The organism is Paraoerskovia marina (assembly GCF_900105445.1).
In the GTDB taxonomy this organism is placed as follows: Bacteria; Actinomycetota; Actinomycetes; order Actinomycetales; family Cellulomonadaceae; genus Paraoerskovia; species Paraoerskovia marina.
In genome coordinates, this window is sequence record NZ_LT629776.1 from 660,623 (window position 1) to 681,292 (window position 20,670).

Sequence of the window (20,670 nt, forward strand, 5' to 3'; positions counted from 1 at the left end):
TGCCGCCTTCCCGTCAGGGAGGGCGGCATCCGTCGTCTCGGAAAGAAGTTCCGATCCGGACCCATCCGATCGGCCCGCGGCACCGAACCGTTGATGTGGCCCCGAGATTCGGGACGCCACAGAACGGAGGGAAACGACCATGAAGGCACGCACCCGTACCGCACTCGCGGCACCCGCACTCGCACTCACCGCGATGTTCGCCGTCGCCGCACCCGCGTCCGCCGAGACCGGCACCGGACAGGGCGACCTGTCACCCGTCCCGCTCAACGGCGTCGACGGCTCCGGGACCGCCATGGTCTGGGTCGACGGCACCACGCTCAAGGTCGAGGTCGAGGCGAACGGACTCCTCGCCGGCAGCCCGCACGCCGCGCACATCCACTACGGCTCCGACGCCGCCAACCAGTGCCCCACCGCCGACGACGACGCGGACGGCTCCGGCACCATCACCACCACCGAGGGCGTCCCCTCGTACGGCACCGTCCAGGTGTCGCTCACAACGTCCGGCGACACGTCGCCGGACTCGGCGCTCGCGATCGACCGCTTCGACACCGCCGAGGGCGGCAGCATCTCCTACGAGCGCGGCGAGATCGAGGTCTCCCAGGACCTCGCCGACGACATCCTCGCGGGTGACGCGGCCGTCGTCGTGCACGGCGTCGACTACGACGGCTCCGGCGCCTACGACGGCGACGTGATGTCAGACCTCGACCCGTCGCTGCCCGCCGAGGCGACCGACCCCGCGCTCTGCGGAATCGTCAGCGCCTCGCAGATGACCGACATGCCTGAGGGTGGCGTCCAGACCGGTGGCGGTCAGACCCAAGGCATCGAGCACCTCGGACTGCTGGTCGCCGGTGGCGCCGCCGCAGCCGTCGGTGGCGGACTGCTCCTGCGCCGTCGTTCCACGCGCACGGACAGCTGATGAGTGACGACGCCCGGCCCGAGGAGGCCGGGACGACGCCGGGCTCCCGGGCCCGGCGTCGTCGGCCGGTCCTCCTGGTCGCCGCGGTCGCCCTCCTCGTCAGTGGGGTGGCCGCGGTGGCCGTCGGGGTCGCCGGACAGCAGTCTGCGCCGCCGTCGGCGGTCGAGTCGCCGGTCGAGCCTGTCGAGACCCCGTCGCCGGTCGAGCCTGTCGAGACCGACGAGCCGACCACGCCGGTCGAGCCTGTCGAGACCCCGCCCGTCGAGGCCACCGCCGCGCAACCGCTGCCGACCGAGGTCTCGATCCCGTCGATCGACGTCGCCTCGGACCTACTCCACCTCGGTCTCAACGCCGACGGGACGGTCGCTGTCCCCGAGGGCGACGACGTCGACACCGCCGCCTGGTTCGACGGTTCCCCCCGCCCCGGTGCGGTGGGGCCGGCAGTGATCGAGGGGCACGTCGACAGCGTGAACGGCGAGTCGGTGTTCTACGACCTCGCGACCGTGGAGCCCGGCGCGACCATCGACGTCGGGCGCGAAGACGGCAGCACGGTCAGCTACGTCGTCGACCGCGTCGAGCAGTACCCGAAGAACGAGTTCCCGACGCTCGCCGTCTACGGGAACACGGAGAGTCCAGAGCTCCGCGTGATCACGTGCGGCGGGTCGTGGGACCCCGAGATCGGGCACTACCGCGACAACACGGTGGTGTACGCGCACCTCGCGGAGTAGCGCCCCGTCCGAGATCACCGACCCCCTTGTGTCGTCAGTACTGGGCGAGGGGGTCGGTGACGAGTCGTGGGGTGAGTTCGAGGAGGTCGAGGGGGTTGCTGGTAGAGGTGGTGGTGGCGATGCCGGGGACGTCGGTCCAGGTGGTGGCTTCGGCGATGCGGTATTGGCCGGTCCATTGGGTGGTCAGGGCCCGCTGTCAGCAGGACCGTCATCCCGCTTCGCCCTGGTCGGTGGTGAGAGCGAGTGTGCGCCAGCTTGAACCGTCATGAACGAGATCGATCTGGAGAAATCCCGTGTCACGATCCCACCTGTCGACTTCGGTGCCGGACGCGTCGTGGACCGTTCGTTCGTCTGCTGAGAATGCGGCCGTGACGGCGTATCCCCCGGTCAACGAGTCCTTGTCGCCGGTCTGAAGGTCAGATATCTCGGTGGCACCGCCCGTGACCGTGTAGCCGGAGGTTTCGTACTCCTCCGCTTCCTCGACGACGGCGACGCAGAATCCGCACGTGCCGTCGTTCGACATCGCCGCCAGTTCGGTCGTCTCACCCGTCGTGCTGGCGTAGGTAGTGAGCGCGATGAAGTACTCCGCTGCAGCCTGCGCGCCCTTCTTGCCGGTGTCGTCCATCGCCGCCGGGCGTGGTGGCGGCGTCGGTCCGGTCTCGGCGGGTTCCGGCTCCGGGCTCTCGGTCGGCTCAGGCGTCTCGGACACCGATGCGGTCGGTGCCGCGCTCGTGGTGGCGCTCGCCCCGGGCTCGGGTTCGTCGTCGGACGAACAAGCGCCCAGTCCGACGACCAGGGCGACGGGCAGGACAAGGGCGGGCGTGCGGCGTCGGACGCGCATGGGAACTCCTCAGCAGGCGACAGTCCGCGCACGGTAGCGAGAATCAAGGCCTGTCCGCGGAGGGGCTGTGGATAACGAAGGCCTGCTTTACGTTCACCGTCTCCTTCGTGCCGCTACTTCTGTTCGAGGAGCTCGGTACCGGGCTCTTGGACTGCAGGTTGGAGTAGCAACTCGTGGAAGGCTCGGGCGGCTTCGTCGGCGAGGTCGGCGGGTCCGATGCACTCGGGTAGCGCGTCGCGAGCTCAAAGCCAACGACGACTGATGAGCCCTCCGTCTGCGGCGACCATCCGAACGGGATCAAAGTGATCGAAACGAGCGCGGAGGCAAGTGCAGACGCTTTCACTCCGCTGCGTCCTGGTCAGTAACGATGGCCAAAGCACGCCAGCGGGTTCCATCGTGCATGGCATCGAACTGCATCCAGCCGTCGTCGTACTCCCACTCGTCGAGGATCTTTCCAGACGCGTCTCGAAGCTCGCCGGCTGGCTCTGAAAACGCCATAGTGACGGCGAAGCCGCCAGTGAGCGAGTCCTTGTCACTCACTTCGAAATCCCAGAGCTTGGTTTCTCCCCATGTTGAGGAGTACCCGTCAGTTTCGACCTTCGCCGCCTCCTTGATAATCGAACTGCACGCTGTACATGTCGAGGGGTATGCCATCTCTTCAAGCTGCGAGACGTCGCCGGTGGCATACGCATACGTGACGAGCGCAATGAAGTACTCAGCCGCAGCTCGCGCGCCCTTCTTACCGGTGGCGTCCATCGCCACCGGCCGTGGCGGCGGTGTCGGGCCGGTCGCGGTGGGTTCCGGCTCGGGGCTCTCGGTGGGCTCGGTCGTCTCGGACGCTGGCGCGGTCGGTGCCGTGGTCGTGGTGGCGCTCGCTCCTGGCTCGGGTTCGTCGTCGGACGTGCAGCCTCCCAGACCGAGGATCAGGGCGACGGGCAGGGCAAGGGCGAGCGTGCGACGTCGGACGCGCATGGGAACTCCTCAGCAGGTGACAGTCCGGGCACGGTAGCGAGAATCGACACCTGTCCGCGGAGGGGCTGTGGATAGCGAGGGCCTGGTCCGAGTTCTTCGATCCCCTCGTGTCGTCAGTACTGGGCGAGGGGGTCGGTGACGAGTCGTGGGGTGAGTTCGAGGACGTCGAGGGGGTTGCTGGTGGAGGTGGTGGTGGCGGTGCCGGGGACGTCGGTCCAGGTGGTGGCTCCGGTGATGCGGTATTGGCCGGTCCATTGGGTGGTCAGGGTGATGGTGTAGGTCTGCAGGTCGGTGTATTGGTGGGTGATGGTGTGGTCGGGGTAGGGCTTGCCTGGGTCGTTGGTGGTCTGGGTGGTGCCGTCGCCGAAGTCCCAGGTGTACTCGGTGGGTTGGGCGCGGATCTGGACGGGGGTGCCGAGGAGCTCGGTGGTGGTTTCTTGGGCTGCTTCGTCGGGGTTCTGGGTGTGGACGATGGTGTCGAAGTGGACGATGGTCCAGCCGTTGGGTGGTTGGACGTTGAGGGTTGCGGGTTGGATCTGCATTTCGTGGAAGGCGCGGGCGGCTTCGTCGGCGAGGTCGGCGGGGCCGATGCACTCGGGGCCCGAGGCCAGGGTCCAGGTGCTCCAGGGGGCGGTGTCGTTGTCGCGGGTGGAGACGAAGAGCGGGTCGAGGAGGATCTCGTCGTCGGTGCACTCGGGTAGCTCGCCCAGGGCCAGCGCTGCGGCGCAGGTCGCGGCGATCTCGGGGGAGCGTTGGGCTTCGGGGTTGATGCACGCAAAGACCGGGAAGCGGTGGTATCGCACCGTCGTCGGCGATGAACTCACCGGCGCGGCGCTGTAGATCGTCGAGTCTTCCGCATAGATCGCGACCTGTTGCGCCTGCGTGTCGCCGTTCAAGAGAGGAGGTGGTTCCGGCGTGGTGAAAAGTACGCTCAGCGCGAGAAGCCACGTCATTCTGCAGAGTCCTGGTCGGTGACGACGGCCATGACGCGCCACGTGTTCTCGTCATGTAGAACGTCGATCTGAATGAAGCCGTCGTCGGACCTCGACACGCCGACGTTCTCACCATCGGACGTCGAGACGGCCATCTCACTCGTCTCGAACGCGCCGCTGACTGCGAAGCCACCTGTGAGTGGATCCCGATCGCTGACCTTCAATCCGGAGAGAGTGGTCTCGCCGCCGACGACCACGTAGTCACTATCGCGGTGTGAGTCCGCTCGTTCAGCGAAGTTCTCGCAGGAGATGCACGTGGCGGACAGGGACATCTCTCGAATGGATTCGGATTCGCCCGACTGAAACGCGTAGCCGAGCAATGAAATGAAGTACTCGGCCGCAGCCTGCGCGCCCTTCTTGCCGGTGTCGTCCATCGCCGCCGGGCGTGGTGGCGGCGTCGGGCCGGTCTCGGTCGGTTCCGGCTCCGGGCTCTCGGTTGGCTCGGGCGTCTCAGGCGTCTCGGACACCGACGCGGTCGGTGCCGCACTCGTGGTGACACCCGAACCGGGCTCGGGTTCGTCGGCAGACGAGCAGCCTCCCAGACCGAGGACCAGGGCGGCGGGCAGGACAAGGGCGAGCGTGCGACGTCGGACGCGCATGGGAACTCCTCAGCAGGCGACAGTCCGCGCACGGTAGCGAGAATGAACACCTGCCCGCGGAGGGGCTGTGGATAACTCCTGGGCGTACGATGTGACGGAGAAGGACAGCGCTCCGTGAGGGCAGCGGTGCGCGCCTCTACGGGGTGACGGTGACCGTGGCGGGTTCGCTCGTCCCTGCCCCGATCTGTGCCTCGCCCGACTGGGCATCTGGTGGGGCGGTCGCGTCGAGGGACCACTCGCCGTCGGGGCCAGCGTCGACGCGGCCGAGCTCGATCTCGACGTCACCCTGGGACCAGACAACCGAGATGTCGGACATCGCCGTGCTGGACTCGTCCGGGGCCAGCGTGCCGTCCACGACCTCCGGGTTGTCGGCACAGCCGTCGACGTACCCCTGCCCGGTGATCCTGAGAATCTTGCCGGGTGCGACCGGCCCTGGCTCCACCGAGACACGGGCGGCCTCGCAGGCGCCGTCCGCCGTCGTCGCGGTCTCGCCGGGCGAGCAGCCGGCCGCCAGTGGGACGACGATGCCCGCGAGGACCGCGAGCAGAAGAGCGCGTGTTCGGGCACTGCTGCGCATGACGGTCTCCTTAGGAAGGGCCTGTGGGTCGTTCTGCTCTCACGTCGGATCGCGCGCGGGCTCAGCACCCGAGAACCATGAACGATCTTGCCAAAAGATAGCGCAGCGGCGCCCCTGGTGGCTCCCTGGAGGGCTGGCCTCAGGCGCGCATGCGCTGCGATGACGTGTTCAGCCCCGCTGCGACCTCGCGGTGCCCGTCGGCGTTGGCCCGGCCGAAGCGTGGCATGTTCACGTAGACCGCCTCGCTGCCGCCGGACCGCAGGTCGTAGAGCTCATGCCACACGCCGAGGTCACGGGTAGCGCCGATCAGGCGGACGTACTCGCGCCACGCGGGAAGGTGCAGCCCGTCCGGCTGACTGGCGTAGGCCTGGACGGCGGCGACGTCGCGCCAGTAGGAGACGAGGATGGTCGTGCGTGCGAACCAGTTCTCCCCGCTGAGGAAGCCTGTCTCCGGGTGGGCGTGCAGCTCGGCCTGCATCGCGCCCATCGCACGGCCGACCCGGCGTGCTCGGAGCAGCCCTCGCAGGGTGTTGGCCCGCATCCCGATCAGGAGCATCGCGCCGGCGTTGCTCTGTTCGGCGGGGCCGGTGGTCCATCGTCCTGTGTGGACGGCTCGAGCGGGCATAGAGGTCTCCTCTGAGGTTCGTAACGGTGTTATGTAACGACGTTACGTTAGCCTGTGAGCATGCCCCGCGCCAGAGTTCACGACGACGACCTCCGCACTCGCCTCGTCGAACGCGCCTCTCAGATCATCGGGGCGGGCGGCGCCGAGGCGCTCTCGCTGCGCGGTCTGGCCGCCGCTGAGGGCACGTCGACGAGCGCCGTCTACTCCCTGTTCGGCGGAAAGCCCGCGCTGCTCGGGGCGGTCCTCGATGCGGCGTTCGAGAGCTTCGGAGCCTCGCAGCGGGACGCCGCGTCGCGGTGCGCCGCACAGGAGGTCGGTGTTCCGGAGGAGCTGCTAGCGCTCGGGCGGGCGTACTGGACGTGGGGCAGCAGCCATCCCGACCTCTACGCCGTCGCCTTCGGCCAGGCCACGGGGATCGAGTGCGAGCCGCCCACGGCTGCTGCGCGGGGGGCCATGGGTCCGCTTTATGCCGCCGTCGAACGCGGTCTCGCTGACGGGAGTCTGCGATCTGAGGCCCCGTCGGTACTCGTCGGTTTGCTCTGGGCCGCCGTCCACGGACCGATCTCGCTCACGCTCTCCGGGCTCGTCGGAGACGACCGTGACGCGCAGCAGACGCTCGCCGAGGCGACGATGCGCGCCGTCGTCCGAGGGGTGTCGTTTTCGGCTGCCGAGCGTGCGTACGGCTGAGTCGAAAGTGTCGGCGCGCAAGCGTTGAACGTGCTGGCGTGCGGGGTGCCTACGTGGGAATGCCGCGGTCCACACATCTGTCGAGGAGGCTCAGGTGAGTAGTCGGAGATATTTCCCTCCTGCAGTACTGCAGTAATTCGACTACCGTGAGAATTTCGGTGTGACAACTCAACGATGAGGTGTGAGCTATGTCTGGTATTGCGGATTTCGAAGGATCGTGCGGAGAGAATTCTTCGGCGACGGCGGGGCATCCGTTGCAGCTGAACCAAGAGGTTCGCCTCAACGGAAACACTGACCTCAGTTCCTGCATCACGGGCAACGACAGTGCCTGCGTCCACGGGATCACGCTCACAGGCTCGCCGGGGTTCTACGACCACGTGCTCAATGTCGACGCGGAGGGCCCGCACGCCGTCTTCGGCGGCAGCCTCTACCTTGCCTTCACGGACGAGACCGGAGACCGCTACCGCCTCATGATCTACAGCAGCAAGCGTTCTGTCCACACTGTGCGGTTTGATAGCGAAAAGCCCGGCATCAAGAAGATCGAATGGAGCAACACAAGCATCGACTGACCCTCGGCGCGTCGCTGACCTTTCGGCGGTCGGAGCGTGAGTTCGATCGAGAACTTCCGTCTCAGCTTCTGATTTCATCGACCAGGTGGATCTGGATCGTCCAGTTTCGGATTTTCTGAAGGCGGGCAATCCGCCGCTCAATCGGCGCGCATTTTTCGTTCAGCAGTTTTGTGCCTATTCGAAAGAGAGCACGTCCCGAGAATCCACTCTGACGCGCCCGAACGCCTCGAGGATCGACCGGTGCGTCTGCCGCGGCAGGCTCCGGTTCCCGGGCTCGCCGAACGGGGTCCCCGGGCGGGCGGGGGCCTCGTCCAGGAGCGTGTCGAGCCCGGGGCGCGCGAGCATCAGCAGTCCGTGCGTGGCACGGGTGCACGTGACCGCGAGTCGTCCGAACTCCGAGTTGAACGCGTCGAGCCCGGTGGCTCCGTTGAGCGGGTGGATCGCCACCGTGATGCCGTTGGTCTGGCCCTGGTACGAGTCGACGGTGGAGGCGAGGATGTCGCTCTCGAGGAGGCCGTGGTGCTCGCGGAGGCGTTCGACGGCGTCGGTCGCGTCCTCGACGGCGAGTCCGCGGGTGGCGAGGACGGCGATCAGCGCATCGTCGGACGGGTCGCCGGGACCGCGGCGCATGATCTTGCCGGTGGGGTTTGCCCGCGCGTCGTACGCGGCGGTCGTGAGCGCGAACCCGGCGGCGAAGAGTTGGTCGATCAGCGACTCTGCCGCGAGCATCAGAGGCAGGTCGATGTCGGGGGCGTCGGGCGCCTCGAGCCCGTCGATCTCCACGAGCGTGGGCACCCCGGTCCCGACGTGCTCCCAGATCGCGGCCACCGCCGGCGGCAGGTCGCCGACCTCGAGCCCTCGGTCCCCGGGCCCGGCCACGCAGTTCAGCGTCGACCACTCGGGGTAGAACCGTCGCCAGAGCCCCAGGTGCCCGACGGCGGGACGCCAGACCGTCGGGAGCTCCCGCGCCCACGTGTTCTCGTCGTCGTCGTACGCCGTGGGCCACGCCCGGTACGGGTTGTACCCGCTGTCGCCGCGCCACGGGTTGTCGCCGATCTCCAGCGGGGAGAGCTGCCCCACGTCGCCCACCCCCACCCACAGGTGCGCCGCCTTGGACACCTTGGTGAACAGGTGGTGGGGGATCTGCCACGCCTCGTCGACGAACAGGACGTCGTAGGGGGTCTCGCCGTTCGCGGCCGGGCCCAGCAGGTCGAGGTGGCGAGTCAGCTCGTGGAAGACGCCGAGCTTGTGGACGGTGGAGATGATCACCTGGCACTCGGGCGGGATCTCCTTGGCCGACGTCGCGACGGTCACACGGTCGGCCACCTCGTCCGGGAGCTTCGCGAGCGCGCCCGCCGCGGCGAAGAGGCAGACAGCCTCCCGGCCCAGCGTGTTTGTGAGGGACAGCGCGAGAGGCCACGTCTGCTTGTTGGTGAACGCGACGATCGCCACGCGGGTGCAGCGCTCGTGCGCGACCGCCTCCGCGACGAGGCGCTTGAGGACGAACGACTTGCCGGCTCCTGCGGCGGCCTTGAGGAGGATGCGGTGGTCGAGCTTGTCGAGCTCGTCGAGACCGTCGTCGCGCTGGTCGAGCTTGTCGAGACCTTCTTCCTCGTCTCGACGGGCTCGACGATCGGGATCCTCGTCTCGACGGGCTCGACGATCGGGGGCCTCGTCTCGACGGTCGGGGCCGTTCAGCAGCCGTCGCAGCTCGGCCACGGCCTCCTCGGCGACCACGGCGTTCCCGTCGGCGGCCTCCGCGTGGTGCGCCCCGTCGTCGTGCGGCGGGACGGTGAAGGGGAGGGTCATCGCCTACTCCAGGTCGTTGATCGTGAGGTCGGCGGGCGGCGTCTCGGGCGGACTGGTGGTGGCGTCGCCGCGGGGCAGACCGTCGGGCGGGACCTCGAACGCGTCGAGGTCGCGCACCGGGGGCCAGGCCTGGGGGTTGAGCTCGTCGTTCTCACGGCGCTCGGCGAGGATGTCGGAGTACTCGGCCTCGCCGATCTCGTGCGGCCGGCAGCAGAACCCGTGGCTCTCGGGATCGTCGGCGTACGAGCCGGGCTGGCAGTCGTCCTTCGGGGCGAGCGTCTTGTCCACCGGCGGGCGGGGGACGGAGAAGTACCGGTTTCCCTTGGTCTTCGCGAACCATCCGAAGTCCGCGAGGACCACCGCGTCGCCCACCGACAGCGCGGGCGGCACCTCCGGCTCCCAGACCATGCGCGACGGCGCACCCACCTCGACAGGGCGTGTTCCGTCGTCGTGCGGGTGCAGCGGGCCGATGCTGAAGCCGTCGATCTTGAAGGAGCCGCCCTGGTGCTTGATCGAGACGGCGTTCTCGATCGCGGGCGTGCCGTTGGTGTGGAGCAGGACCGCGCGGACGGCCTCGTCCCCGGAGGCCCGGCCGAACCGTCGGCTCTCGACGTCGACCACCAGCGGATCCAGCGACGTCACCGTCGCGCGGGTCAGGTACTTGTGGCTCGGGTCGGCGGCCATCTCGTCGGCCTGCTGCGGGTGCGAGACGGCGGTCAGCTGCTCGCGGCAGGAGCTGTCGGCCTCGATGATCGGCACCAGCGCGTTGCGCCAGAACGGGGCGGTGCGGCCGAACCGCACGAGGTCCGAGGAGTGCAGCTCCACGCGCCGCCGCCACACCGCCTGCGCGGAGGACTCGATACCCTCGTACATCTCGCGCGCACGGGAGGTGGGGAGCGTGCCGAGGTGCGCGACGACGTCGTCCACCACCGCCTGCTTGTACGCCAGCTCATCTATCACCAGGGCGGCGTACCGCTCCGGGTCGGCGGGTCGGCCGCTGCGGCCCCGCGTCCCGGAGAGCGCGTGGTGGATCTCGTCCGAGCGGACGTTGGTCAGGCGCGCACCCGGTGTCGAAACCAGGGCCTCGACGTGGTCGGCGACCGCGCGGTGGTCGAGCGGCTCGGTAGCAGTCGCCCATGTGGCCAGGTAGTCGAGGCGCAGCGAGTCGACCGCCGGCCCGCCCGCGACGACGTGCCGGGCGAGCACCGCACGCAGGTCGGCCACGGGGGAGCGCAGCGTCAGCGCCCGCGCCCGGTCGTCCTCCAGGAAGAAGGAGACCGCGACCCTCGCGACCGCGCCGAGCGGCTGCGGGATCCGAGCCGGCTCGCCGTCAAACGTCAGTGCCTCGCGCCCCTGCTCCAGGTCCCGCTCCCACCGCAGGCGGCTCAGCTCCACACCCGCGAGGGCGTCGGCGACCGTCGCGAGCACGTCCGCCGTCTGCTGATCGGGCACGACGACGTGCACCGCCCCCTCCGCCTCGGCGCTCGCGGCGTCCAGGGCCTCGCCGAGCAGCGCCATCACCGTCCGGCGCGTCGCGTCCGACTGCGGGTCGTCGAACACCCGGGTCTCCCACGGCGTCGGACCGTCGGGCGTCATCCGCTGCTGGGCGATTCCGTGCAGGCCGAGCGTCGCGGCGTCGGACTTCGCGACCACCACGTTCACCGTCCCCGGCAGGCCGACGGCGTCGACCCGCCCCTGCCCGGTCAGCTGCGCGACGCCCTCGCGGGTGGCCCGGAGCACGGCGCTCGCGGTGGGGCCGTCGTCCTCCGGGGCGAGGCCGAGCTCGATCCGCAGGCTCGCGTCGTCGTCCGACGTGCGGAGCTCGTTGCGGCAGTACGCGAACAGGCTGCAGGTGGCGCACGACGCCGGATCGAACGTCGCCACGAGGTGTTCCGTCGGGACGGGGGTCGGGTTCGCGGCGGCGGCAAGCCGCTGGTCGAGGAACCACCGAACCTCGGTCCGGTGGTCGCGCAGGTCCTCGAGCACCGCCGTCGGCTGGAGGTACGCGTTGCGCGGGACCGCGAGGACACCGAACCGGTGGACCTCGAGCCCGTCGGGGCGCAGCGCCCACCGATCGAGGGCCTCGGCACCGAGCGCCACCTGCAGGTACCCCTTGAGGAGGCGTCCGTCGTCGATCCGCGACCGGACCCGCTCGTAGTCCTTCGCATCGCCCATGACCACCCAGGCGCCGTCGTCGTCGGTGCGCGCCGTGACGATAAGGAAGTCCGGCTTGATCGGCGTCGCGTCCGGTGCCGTCACGCCCGGGAACGGGACTTCGGGCTGGTAGATCAGCGTGGCCAGGGGACCGCCGTCCGCGCCGTCCGACCGCGCGCGGTCGCGGGCCTCCTCCAGAAGCCGGACGGTCTCCGCCTGGCTGCAGTGCGCGTCGACGACCGCGACCTCGTCCGGACGGTCCAGCCCCAGGCCGCCGACCGTCGTCGTGGTGACCTGCGCGGCAAACGCCTCGTCGCGCACCAGACGCTCGAACGTCATCGCGCGCATCCACCGCGCCTCCGGGATGCCGGCCGCGGTGTCCGGGAACCCGAGGTCCGCCGCCAGCGCGCGCCGCGGTACGCCGGTGACCAGGGGGTCGGTGCCGCGGAATCGCTCGCACGCCGACAGCGTCGACGCGCCGACGGCGCTCGAACCGCCGCCTGTGATGGTCGTCATGTGGGCCTCCTGGGACGAGCGTAGGGGGTGGGACCGACGGCGCCGTCATGGGTGGGGCTGTGGATAACTTCCTGGGGGCTCGTGCCTCCGTGACTAGGGTCTCTGCCGATGAGGGGGAGACCTTGGCGGAGAAGCTGACAGTCGACGAGCGTGAGATCTTTACAGCGAGCGCACCGGTCGTCAGGCTGCGAGCAGCGTTGCCCGAGAGCGTGACGCTCGACGCGGGCGACTGCGGATGCGTTCGCGTTCGCGATGCGATCGACACCTACGCACTCTGGGCGACGGCGCGCCTGAGCGGTGTGTCGAGCCTCGCCGGCGCTCTGATCGACGGCGCGGCCGGCTCGGTCGACGCCTACGCGGCTGCGGACCACGAGCTCTCGGCGGCGACCTCGTGATCGCCTGGGACGCGCAGGACCCGGCCTTCGGGCAGGGTGTCGGAGTGTCTGCGGCGGCCGCCGTGCTCCGCGGTGTCGGTGACGACCTGGGTGCGTTGGCCGAGGCTGCCGACGGTGCAGAGCAGATCCCCGAGACGGCGTGGGACGGAAGCGCGGCATCTGCATGGCGTGGAGTTGCACGCCTCCTCCGCGCCGATGCTCGCGAGATGGTGACGGCGTTCGACGACGGTCAGCACGCGCTCGACCGGTACGCCGACACGCTTGCCGCCCTCCGGCCCCGAGTCACCGCGGCGCGGGCACTCAAGGACGCCGCACTGCAACGGATCGGCACGTTGCAGTATCAGCCCGACCACGGGTCACCCGCGGCGGCTGCCCAGATCCAGTACGCCCTGGACACGGCCCACTCGAACCTGCACGAGGCAGACCGACGGCTGGAGCAGGTCGCGAACGAGCGACAGACGGCGGACGACGCGCTCGTCTCCGCGCTCGCGATCCCGGGGGTCTGGTCGGACGCTCTTCGCGCGCTCGAGCGCGTCGGCATCCACGACGTGGATGCGCTGGCCCCGCACGTCCTGGCAGAGCGCATGGTGGTCGTGGCCCGCTCGATCACGTCGGGCACCGGAGACGACGAGGATGCTCGCGCACTGCAGGCCTTCCTCGATCACTGCGGGCAGAACCCGCAGGCGGCAGAGACGTTTGCCGCGGCACTCGGCGGGGCTGGTGCCGTGGCCCTTCTTGCACGGCTCGGCGACGGCGTCCGAACCCACGACGCGGAGTCCTCCGTGCGTACCCGGGCGCTCGCGGGATCTCTGCGAAGTGCTCTGTCGCTCGGAACGGTCCGGCTTTCCCGGAAAGAGGCCACGGAGTTCGTCGACGGGGTCTTCACGGCCGCGAAGGCACCGGGAGGGCGAAGCGTCGTCGCGTACCTCTTCGGCGACTCGGCCAACGCCCCCATGGGTCGGGAGGTGACGATCGCAGCGGCGATCCGGGTCGATGCACTGGAACGCGAGACCGGCGGAAGCGCCTGCGGGTGGTTGGACGACGACCCCGTCCACGCCGGCGGAGGCAGACTGCTGGCTGAGGGCGGAAATCTTGAAGGAGACCGCCTGAAGGACCCGGCCGGCCGCATCCTCCAGACCTTGGCGCTCTATCCGGATGAAGCGCTGGCCTGGCTGACGGAACCGGGACGGGACGACGACGCGTCGTCGAGCTCGATCGGTGAGGAACGTCGGGCCTATTGGTTCTGGGCACGAGACTGGTCCGCCCAGACGAGCGGGGACGGGTTCGAGGGGCCGGCGTCGCTGGTCGCAGGGGTCCAGTACGCGACCGGCGGCCCCAACAGTCCGCCGTACGACGAGAAGGTCTGGGAGGACGTCGCCGTGACCTCGTCCGACGCGCTCAGAGGTCTAACCGGCGACGCCCAGCCTGGAAACGACCGCCTCGATCCTGACCACGTCACGGCCCGTGGGTCGATCGCGATGTCCGCGGCTGTGGTCAGCATGTACGACGAGCTGATGGAGACGTCGATCCTGAAGACGCGCACAGGCGACGAGCCGACGGACCTGGTGGCGACCGATGACGGCTTCTATCCAGGAGTCGCCCTTCGTGACGGAGTGTTGATTCGCTCGGTCATGGCAGCGACGCTCACGGAGCCGGGCGCGGCGCTCGTGGATGCGCGGGCGTTGCTCGAGATGAGCGCGACTCTCGATGCTGCTCGTGCGGGAGTCGTGGACACCACATACTTCGACGACCGTCTTGTGACAGCGGCCGCACTCGTAGATGCCGGTGATGACACGGCCAGGCTTGAGCGCGCAGCCCGACTAGACATGGAGCACGAGGAACTGGCGGCAGCTCGAGCCGCGGTTCTTGGTGGAATCCCGGTTCCCGGTGCCGAGGTCGGATCCAAGGTGACGGGGTACTTGCTGGATACGGCTATCGGTGCGACTCAAGGGCACATCGCCAACATCCTCACGAGTGCCGACTCGAGTGCGCACGAGAATGCGCGGGCTGAGATCTATCTCGCTCAAGCCGAAGGTGCCGATGCGTTCGTCGATTGGTACCGGGAGCAGGTGGCCTCGCTCAAGCAGGAGGGTGTCGTCTTCCATGGTTCGGCCGATGCCGAATCCGTGAACACGGCCTACCTCAATCAGCGCACCAGGTGGAAGGACGTGGCCGAGACGTGATGGGACGACTGAACATCAGAGGGCTGATGATCGCAGGCTCCGTCGTTGTGGTACTCGCCGCGTGCTCAGAGGATCCAGGGACGCGGCCGAATACCACGACGCCGTCGCTCGTGCTCACGAGCGGTGTAGTGCCGCCGCCGGCCGATCACGACGAGTTCTTCGACAAGGTCCGTGACCTGGAGTTCGAGCGAGCGGTGTCGTGGAACGCGAGGGACTTCTCACGGCCGGAGCTGCAGAAGGCGATGCCGTCGTCCTTCGTGGAGCCACTTAGCGTCACAGCAGCCCGCTTGGAGCCGGTCGTCGTCCCTGGCCCGGCGGCGCTACGACTCATCTCTTTCGTCGAAACCTCGGACGACCGCATTCAGCTGGAGGTCTGTCGATCACTGCCGGGAGAGCCAGCAAGCGAGCCGGGACCGCACGTGTTCGTGTACATCATCGTGCAGACGGACTCTGGAGACTGGGAGATCTCGTCGTACGGCACGTACCCTGGTCCGTTGGTGACGTGCGATATCGAGGATGCTCCTCGGTATCGGTTCGATCCTGCTCCTGAGCCGAATACCCACCCCGTCATCGGACCCGACGGCGAGCACGTGGAGTGGCCCGGCCAGTGACGCCCTGGCCGTCTAACCGGATGGCGTTGAGACGAACCGCTGCGGACTAGTCGCTGGGAGCTCGTGCCGTCGCGGTTGGTGTCGCCACTGACGACGGGGAGACCATGACGGAGATGCTGACGGTCGACGAGGGCGAGATCCCTGCGGTGGGTGCGCGGATGCGCTGGCTCGTCTGTGCCGTGGGGATTGCCTTGGTCCTCTCAGGCTGTGGGGAGGAACCGCGCCCCAACTCGGGGAGCCTGCCCTGGTGCTGGTTGCCGGTGAAGAGCCTGAGCCGAGCCGGACGGGCTCGCGCTCGAGACGGCATACCGCGATCCCGTGGTCGTACCGGCGCCGGCGATGCTCGAGGTCATCGACGTGAACGAGAGCGACGGCGAACCCGGGGTCACGCTCGACGTCTTCCGGTGGCTCCCGGCCGAGCTGGCCGGGGACACCACGCCACAACTCTACGAGTACGACCTGGTCGAGAGTGACGCCGGAGAGTGGGTGGTCGAGTCGTTCGGACCGGCCTCATACACGGACCCCCGCCGGGACTGCGACCTCGGCGACGCACCCCGGTACCTCTTCGACCCCGCACCCGAACCCAAGGCGCACCCGCTTCTCGGGCGCGACGGCGAGGAGATGCAGCGCGCGGACCAGTGGTCTACGCAAGGCTGGTGCCCGCCCCGAGCCATCATGGGATGGGTCCCCCGAGGCTCGAGACGTAGCTTTGCTGTGAGGCCGCGTACCCGGCATGGCCCGACGCTCGGTCGACTGCCTGACGCCGGTCGCGAGTGTTGCAGGTATAGCCGCATACACGCTTGGCAGTTGCCAACTATCGCCGCAGCCGTGTCGGACCTTGCCGCGGAGCATCCGCGCGCGGTGCGGGTGCCACGCTCCGCTGGGACGAGAATTCAGACCACTACAATCTGGAAGTGGTTGCCACACGTGCCGAATGAGCGATAGCGTCGCTGGCCGCGTTCGGCTGGTGCAGGCCGATTGCGTACTAGGTATTCTATTCCTTCACTGGTGCGACCCCTGAGACATCATCGACGGCAAACCTTATTCGAGAGTCCGCGAGCTTGTCTCGAACGGCAGCCTCGACGTCGATGTCGAGAACGTCCGCTAGTCGAAGGAGATACGTCAGCACGTCGCTTATTTCTTCGGCTGCACGCTGCTTGCGTCGTGGGTCTCGAAATTCCAGCTCGACGTTTTCGGCGGGCAACCACTGAAACAATTCTGCCAACTCGCCAACTTCGCCAGTCAGTGCAAGCACGAGCGACTTCGGGTCGTGGAACTTTTCCCAATCGCGCTCACGGGCAAACTCGCGAAGGTCCGCGGTAAGATCCGCCAATGAGTTGAGACTTCTGGGCATGTGTTAGCTCCTCTACTCGCGAAGGGTGGCTGGAAAGAACGGACGGAGGTGCTCACGCAGTGCGGAGTCGCAAACATAAACGTACGTGCCGCGCATGCCGCGAGTGAGTAGAACCGAGTAAATATTCTTCACCATGGCAAGGATGTCGCTATCACGATACTCTATTCCCAGTAGATTATTATTGGCCTTGCCCTTCTTGTCGAAGTAACACGAGCGATCGAACTCGATATCGAGGGTCGACGGATTGTAGTAAAGGTCGTTCCCGATGATAACTCCCGCGTAGTTCAGGTCGTACCCCTGAACGGTGTGGATCGAACCGACTTCGTTGACGGAGCCCTCGGAGTTGATCCAGTCGGTATCGGTACCGTTCCATCGACGCTCGTAGCCGCCGATTTTGATGTCGGCAATCGAGGGGTCCGGCTTCGATCCTCTCTTTGGTTTGGAGTTCCAGGGCCACGCGTAACCGGCAACCATGCGCGCGAGAGAGTGCTCCTCGTCGCGCTTGCGAATCTCCGCGTCCATCGCTTCGATATCGTCGAAGAACCGGAGGTCATAGTTCTCGAAAATTGGGAGACTCTGTGGCGGACGGCTGCTGAGCACGTCCCGGATGAACCCGAGGTAGTCGTCCCCGGCGGCAACGCGCATCTGAGACTGGAGCTTGTACGTCCGTCCGTCAGCAGTTGCTGACCGCAGCGATTTGAGTGCGGAAGCTGGCACATCGTTGGGTCGAACTCCTTGGCCTTCGTCGACCAGAAAGACTTGATGTTTGCTCCTGCGGATGAGCCAGTCGATTTGGGTTAAGGACTTCCAGTCCTCTCCGTCCCGGACGACGGATCTGCTTGCGGTCCGGAACTGAAGGTTCATTGGCCCTGACGACTGCGCAGCGTACTGACCCAAGCGGTGTGCCTCGTCGATGACGAGGAAGTCGTAGTCAACGCTTGACTTCGCCACATCGAATGGCGTGACAACCATCGATGCGTCGAGACCTGGCGTACGCCGAAACACCTTCTGAATGGACTTTCGGAGCGACTGCTGGGGGACGACGAGGCCGACCTTGGTGCCCGCGAGAAGGGTGGGATATCCGTCTAAGAAGTACTCGGCAAAGAGCGATTCGGCCTCTGTGTTTTCTTGGTCTGTTTGATTGCGGATATCACTGAGGAGCTTGAGCAGATAGATCGCCACGATCGTTTTGCCCGTTCCTGGCCCACCTTCGACGACTGCTGTACTCTGTCGACTTATTGCCAGGTCGTCGAAGAGGCCCTCAAGGATATCGTTGATGACGATTTCTTGATCGACGTTTAGCGCCTTGAACGGAGAGAGCTTGAAGAGGTCGGTGTTCTCGATCTCTGAGATTGACTTCTCGAAGATTCCATCGGCACGTAACTCGTTGAAGATTTCTTCGAATGCGTCCCGGTAATAATCTCGCTGGAAGTAGTCGGCGTCAGTAACACCGTCGTTCCGATTGAGAACCTGGAACTGTCCATCGCCAGCGAACAGGCGGATGAGAAATGATTCGAGGTCGAGGCAGACAGACTTGTTGAAAGTCTGGTCGAGAATTATTCGGGCTTCGTTGAGGAGCTTCGCTTTGCCAGTGTCGAGGTGCTGTAGCATTCGTGATACTGCGTTGATTGATTCGCCGACGTAGATGTCCTTATCGCTACTAATCGTATAGACGACGGGCCAGTTCCGAAGTTTTCCGTCGCGGGAACTGAGTGCGCGGATGGCTCGGGCATCGAACGGTGTCTTTTCGATGTGGGGCATGCTTCGTGGAGGGGGCACGGTGCTCATTGGTTTCCGTTCCTTGATCGGCGAGCTGCACGCGGTGGGTCAGAGCGATCAGGCAGTCGCTTTGTGGCCATCTCGATGAGGAGGCCCGCAGTCCTTAGAACGACCTGAAGGCCAATCGGCGGAATCTCATTCATACTCGTTACAATCTGCGATATATGTCTTCCCATGACAATCTTCGGGTCAAATCGCGACATTGCTATATACGCGACAGACTCGGCCTCGAACTCGCGCGTCTCCTTGGTTTCTAGGAGTCGACTTTCCCAGTGTTTGGGGTTGCGTGTGCCTAGATGTCCGCAGTAGATATGTCCGAGCTCGTGCAAGAGTGTCGCGAGTTGGTCGGCGATTGGGTCGTTCGCATTCACGACGATGTCGAATCGGAGTGGGTGAGTTGTGGCGATGTCGCCTGGTCGTGACGGTGGTCGGACTAGCAAATCTCCAGCACTCACCCGTGCATATCCTGCTGAGTGGTGTCCTTCATCCTTGGTCCTGATGCGAATGCCATCGCGTTTGGCGTTGTCGAGGAGACGTTCCCAGCACGCATGAAGTTCGTAATCTGGAAGCGTGGCTGCTGCGGCCATTGGGTCGAGCACCCCGAGCGGAAGATCTCCGCCAGATCCATCCGGTTCCGTGTGGCGAACATCGAAGACGACCATGACAGGGCCCTTGGGTCGCAAAATCACGATGGGCCGCGCGAGTTCACTGATCTTGCGGCCGTAGTTGCTTCGCCAGTGCGCTGGCGTTGCGACAAACGCGGCACCTGGATCTTGGAGGTGAACAAGTAGTCCGTTAAATGGCGAATACTGTCTGAATCGTTTGATGAATTCCACAAGGTCGCGATACTGGCTGCTGAATCGATAGTGCAGGCCATCGCGTACGAGTGCGTCGATCGAAGCCTTCGCCTCATTCATGGTGGGTTGGGGCGGACGTTCAGGTGACACATGCGCGCCATCGAAATGCGCAAAGAGGGATTGACTTCCGCCATCGAGGTCGAGGGCCTCCTGGCCAAGGCTGTTAGTCACCACTCTTGTCCGCCATTCGAACTGCGGTGGGGGAGAACCACCTTTCTAAAGTCAAGGACATGAGGTGAGGGTGGAATGGTTGCAGTTTCTTCGAGCGGATAGGAGGCCGACTCAAGTTGGAACGCGTGTCTTCGATGTTGTTGGATTGCTGACGCAACGGAACTTTTGCCGGCGGACACACCGCGGGTTCGAGGTTTCCCTCGCCTGTCGTACGCGCGAACCACGTGCCTGTGCCACGCTCCGAGCGGCGGTTTGTCCAAGGGGGCTGCACGCACGTCTATTGCCTTTCACTGCGTCGCGGCGTCGGTGCGCGCGAGTTAGCAAGAGGTTAGCGTGGCCCCACCGACAAGCAGACCTCGCGCCTGTCTTGTCCATGCCCCTCTCGGTTCTGCACCGGCGGTCTGGTGCGCATCGCGCGAGCCTCCGCCAGTGTCTCGGGGAGTTGGGGATTGGGTGCGGCTCTCGCTGCCTCGGCCGCGAGATGGCGCTGTATCGGTATCGGACCTCCCCGCGCACCTCGCTCACTGGGTGCGGCCGTTTTCCTTCGGACTGGGATGGTCCGAGCTCGTAGAAGAACGGACTTGGGTATGGCTACCCGTTGTAGCAGGAGGTGTCGAGACTCGTGTACGACGTGTCGGAGACCGTCGCGCTGACGTAGTCGCCGCCTCGCTCGAGGCACTTCTTGACCTCGTTGTACCAGGCCGGTAGCGCAGCCTTCTCCTGATCGGCCTTGAGCTTCTCTTCGCCCTCTTCGAGCGCCGATTCGCGGGCCTCAATATCCTTGAGGGTCGTGTCGAGCTCGTCCTCGCGCTGATCGAGCGAATCAGATCGGGTGGAGACCGCAGCCGCGGCTTCGACGGAATCAGCAACCTCTTGTTCGAGGTCATCAATCGTGTCGTCCTGCTCTGCGATCGTCTCTTCGGCCGATACGAGGTCTGCTTGCGACTGTTCCCATGCGTCAAAGTTGGTCTGCGAACGCTGGGCGGTGGCGCGCTCCATATTTGCGGTCGCGATCCAACCGATCGCCGCGATCAGCGCGACGAGTACGAGCGATGCGATGACGACGTTGTGCTTGGTGAGGTACGAGCGCACTCTCAGCTCTCCTGGTGGCGTTGGTCTGAAATATCGCCGCAGATCGGTACGCAAGGGCATCGAAGGCACTTCGCGTCATGCGGACTGTATGGGTGTCGTAAAGTACCATCGGCCCGCCACGGGCAGTTGCGCCGAGATGTCCAGATCCTGGGCGTTCCAGCATCCGGCTTGCGTGGCCCCGCTTGCGCTCTGCATATCCGTCGCGCTCTTCTCACCACCGAAAGGAAGCTATGCCGGTTCGCT

The 20,670-nt window shown here is 66.4% G+C and carries 19 protein-coding genes; 7 read left to right on the forward strand and 12 right to left on the reverse strand.

What is annotated here, in order from left to right:
• The first annotated feature begins 139 nt into the window (after positions 1-139).
• Positions 140-916 (forward strand): CHRD domain-containing protein, encoded by a 777-nt coding sequence (locus BLU20_RS02970; RefSeq protein ID WP_029253923.1) that lies wholly within the window; start codon positions 140-142, stop codon positions 914-916.
• The gene (locus tag BLU20_RS02975; RefSeq protein WP_083371533.1) at positions 916-1,644 is read left to right on the forward strand and encodes a class F sortase; all 729 of its coding nucleotides are present in this window, start codon (positions 916-918) and stop codon (positions 1,642-1,644) included. Before BLU20_RS02970 ends, BLU20_RS02975 begins: the two co-directional genes overlap by 1 nt.
• 208 nt (positions 1,645-1,852) lie before the next feature.
• Here the strand turns inward: BLU20_RS02975 and BLU20_RS02980 are convergent, their stop codons facing one another.
• The 6 genes from BLU20_RS02980 to BLU20_RS03005 form a co-directional block, all read right to left on the reverse strand.
• The gene (locus BLU20_RS02980; protein ID WP_083371534.1) at positions 1,853-2,485 is read right to left on the reverse strand and encodes a DUF6318 family protein; all 633 of its coding nucleotides are present in this window, start codon (positions 2,483-2,485) and stop codon (positions 1,853-1,855) included.
• 339 nt (positions 2,486-2,824) lie between these two features.
• A complete protein-coding gene (locus BLU20_RS02985) occupies positions 2,825-3,457 on the reverse strand; it encodes a DUF6318 family protein (RefSeq protein ID WP_083371535.1) in 633 nt (210 codons plus the stop codon).
• A gap of 113 nt (positions 3,458-3,570) precedes the next feature.
• Entirely contained in the window at positions 3,571-4,410 is an 840-nt protein-coding gene (locus tag BLU20_RS02990) for a PKD domain-containing protein (RefSeq protein WP_083371536.1), read from the reverse strand.
• Positions 4,407-4,916: a DUF6318 family protein gene (locus BLU20_RS02995; RefSeq protein ID WP_157270270.1), complete on the reverse strand. Its 510-nt coding sequence runs from the start codon at positions 4,914-4,916 to the stop codon at positions 4,407-4,409. Before BLU20_RS02995 ends, BLU20_RS02990 begins: the two co-directional genes overlap by 4 nt.
• Positions 4,917-5,184: 268 nt before the next feature.
• A complete protein-coding gene (locus BLU20_RS03000; RefSeq protein WP_083371538.1) occupies positions 5,185-5,625 on the reverse strand; it encodes a hypothetical protein in 441 nt (146 codons plus the stop codon).
• Positions 5,626-5,764: 139 nt separating this feature from the next.
• Positions 5,765-6,250, reverse strand: coding sequence for a DUF4188 domain-containing protein (locus BLU20_RS03005; protein WP_083371539.1), 486 nt, complete (start codon positions 6,248-6,250; stop codon positions 5,765-5,767).
• A gap of 60 nt (positions 6,251-6,310) precedes the next feature.
• Between BLU20_RS03005 and BLU20_RS03010 the strand changes: the two genes are divergently transcribed.
• Positions 6,311-6,937: a TetR/AcrR family transcriptional regulator gene (locus BLU20_RS03010; protein WP_083372882.1), complete on the forward strand. Its 627-nt coding sequence runs from the start codon at positions 6,311-6,313 to the stop codon at positions 6,935-6,937.
• A 188-nt stretch (positions 6,938-7,125) separates the two neighbouring features.
• On the forward strand, positions 7,126-7,506 hold the full coding sequence (locus BLU20_RS03015) for a hypothetical protein (RefSeq protein ID WP_083371540.1): 381 nt from the start codon (positions 7,126-7,128) through the stop codon (positions 7,504-7,506).
• Positions 7,507-7,680: 174 nt separating this feature from the next.
• On the opposite strand, the gene BLU20_RS03020 is transcribed toward BLU20_RS03015, so the two are convergent.
• On the reverse strand, positions 7,681-9,315 hold the full coding sequence (locus BLU20_RS03020) for an AAA family ATPase (RefSeq protein ID WP_083371541.1): 1,635 nt from the start codon (positions 9,313-9,315) through the stop codon (positions 7,681-7,683).
• Between the two features lie 3 nt (positions 9,316-9,318).
• Entirely contained in the window at positions 9,319-11,985 is a 2,667-nt protein-coding gene (locus tag BLU20_RS03025) for a hypothetical protein (RefSeq protein ID WP_083371542.1), read from the reverse strand.
• Positions 11,986-12,032: 47 nt separating this feature from the next.
• Here BLU20_RS03025 and BLU20_RS03030 point away from each other — a divergent pair, with 47 nt between their 5' ends.
• The 3 genes from BLU20_RS03030 to BLU20_RS03040 are packed head-to-tail and all read left to right on the forward strand — an operon-like array spanning position 12,033 to position 15,174.
• Entirely contained in the window at positions 12,033-12,380 is a 348-nt protein-coding gene (locus BLU20_RS03030) for a hypothetical protein (protein WP_083371543.1), read from the forward strand.
• Entirely contained in the window at positions 12,377-14,563 is a 2,187-nt protein-coding gene (locus BLU20_RS03035; RefSeq protein ID WP_083371544.1) for an NACHT domain-containing protein, read from the forward strand. Before BLU20_RS03030 ends, BLU20_RS03035 begins: the two co-directional genes overlap by 4 nt.
• The gene (locus BLU20_RS03040) at positions 14,563-15,174 is read left to right on the forward strand and encodes a hypothetical protein (protein ID WP_157270272.1); all 612 of its coding nucleotides are present in this window, start codon (positions 14,563-14,565) and stop codon (positions 15,172-15,174) included. Before BLU20_RS03035 ends, BLU20_RS03040 begins: the two co-directional genes overlap by 1 nt.
• Positions 15,175-16,168: 994 nt before the next feature.
• Here BLU20_RS03040 and BLU20_RS03050 read toward each other — a convergent pair.
• The 4 genes from BLU20_RS03050 to BLU20_RS03060 form a co-directional block, all read right to left on the reverse strand.
• Positions 16,169-16,528 (reverse strand): nucleotide pyrophosphohydrolase, encoded by a 360-nt coding sequence (locus tag BLU20_RS03050; RefSeq protein WP_083371547.1) that lies wholly within the window; start codon positions 16,526-16,528, stop codon positions 16,169-16,171.
• A 12-nt stretch (positions 16,529-16,540) separates the two neighbouring features.
• Positions 16,541-18,316 carry a DUF2075 domain-containing protein gene (locus tag BLU20_RS03055; protein ID WP_231959271.1) on the reverse strand — a complete coding sequence of 592 codons (1,776 nt, stop codon included), beginning with the start codon at positions 18,314-18,316 and terminating at the stop codon, positions 16,541-16,543.
• Positions 18,313-19,335 carry an ImmA/IrrE family metallo-endopeptidase gene (locus tag BLU20_RS13655; protein WP_157270274.1) on the reverse strand — a complete coding sequence of 341 codons (1,023 nt, stop codon included), beginning with the start codon at positions 19,333-19,335 and terminating at the stop codon, positions 18,313-18,315. The genes BLU20_RS03055 and BLU20_RS13655 overlap by 4 nt, the downstream gene beginning before the upstream one ends.
• A gap of 591 nt (positions 19,336-19,926) precedes the next feature.
• The gene (locus BLU20_RS03060; protein ID WP_083371549.1) at positions 19,927-20,427 is read right to left on the reverse strand and encodes a hypothetical protein; all 501 of its coding nucleotides are present in this window, start codon (positions 20,425-20,427) and stop codon (positions 19,927-19,929) included.
• Between the last annotated feature and the right edge of the window lie 243 nt (positions 20,428-20,670).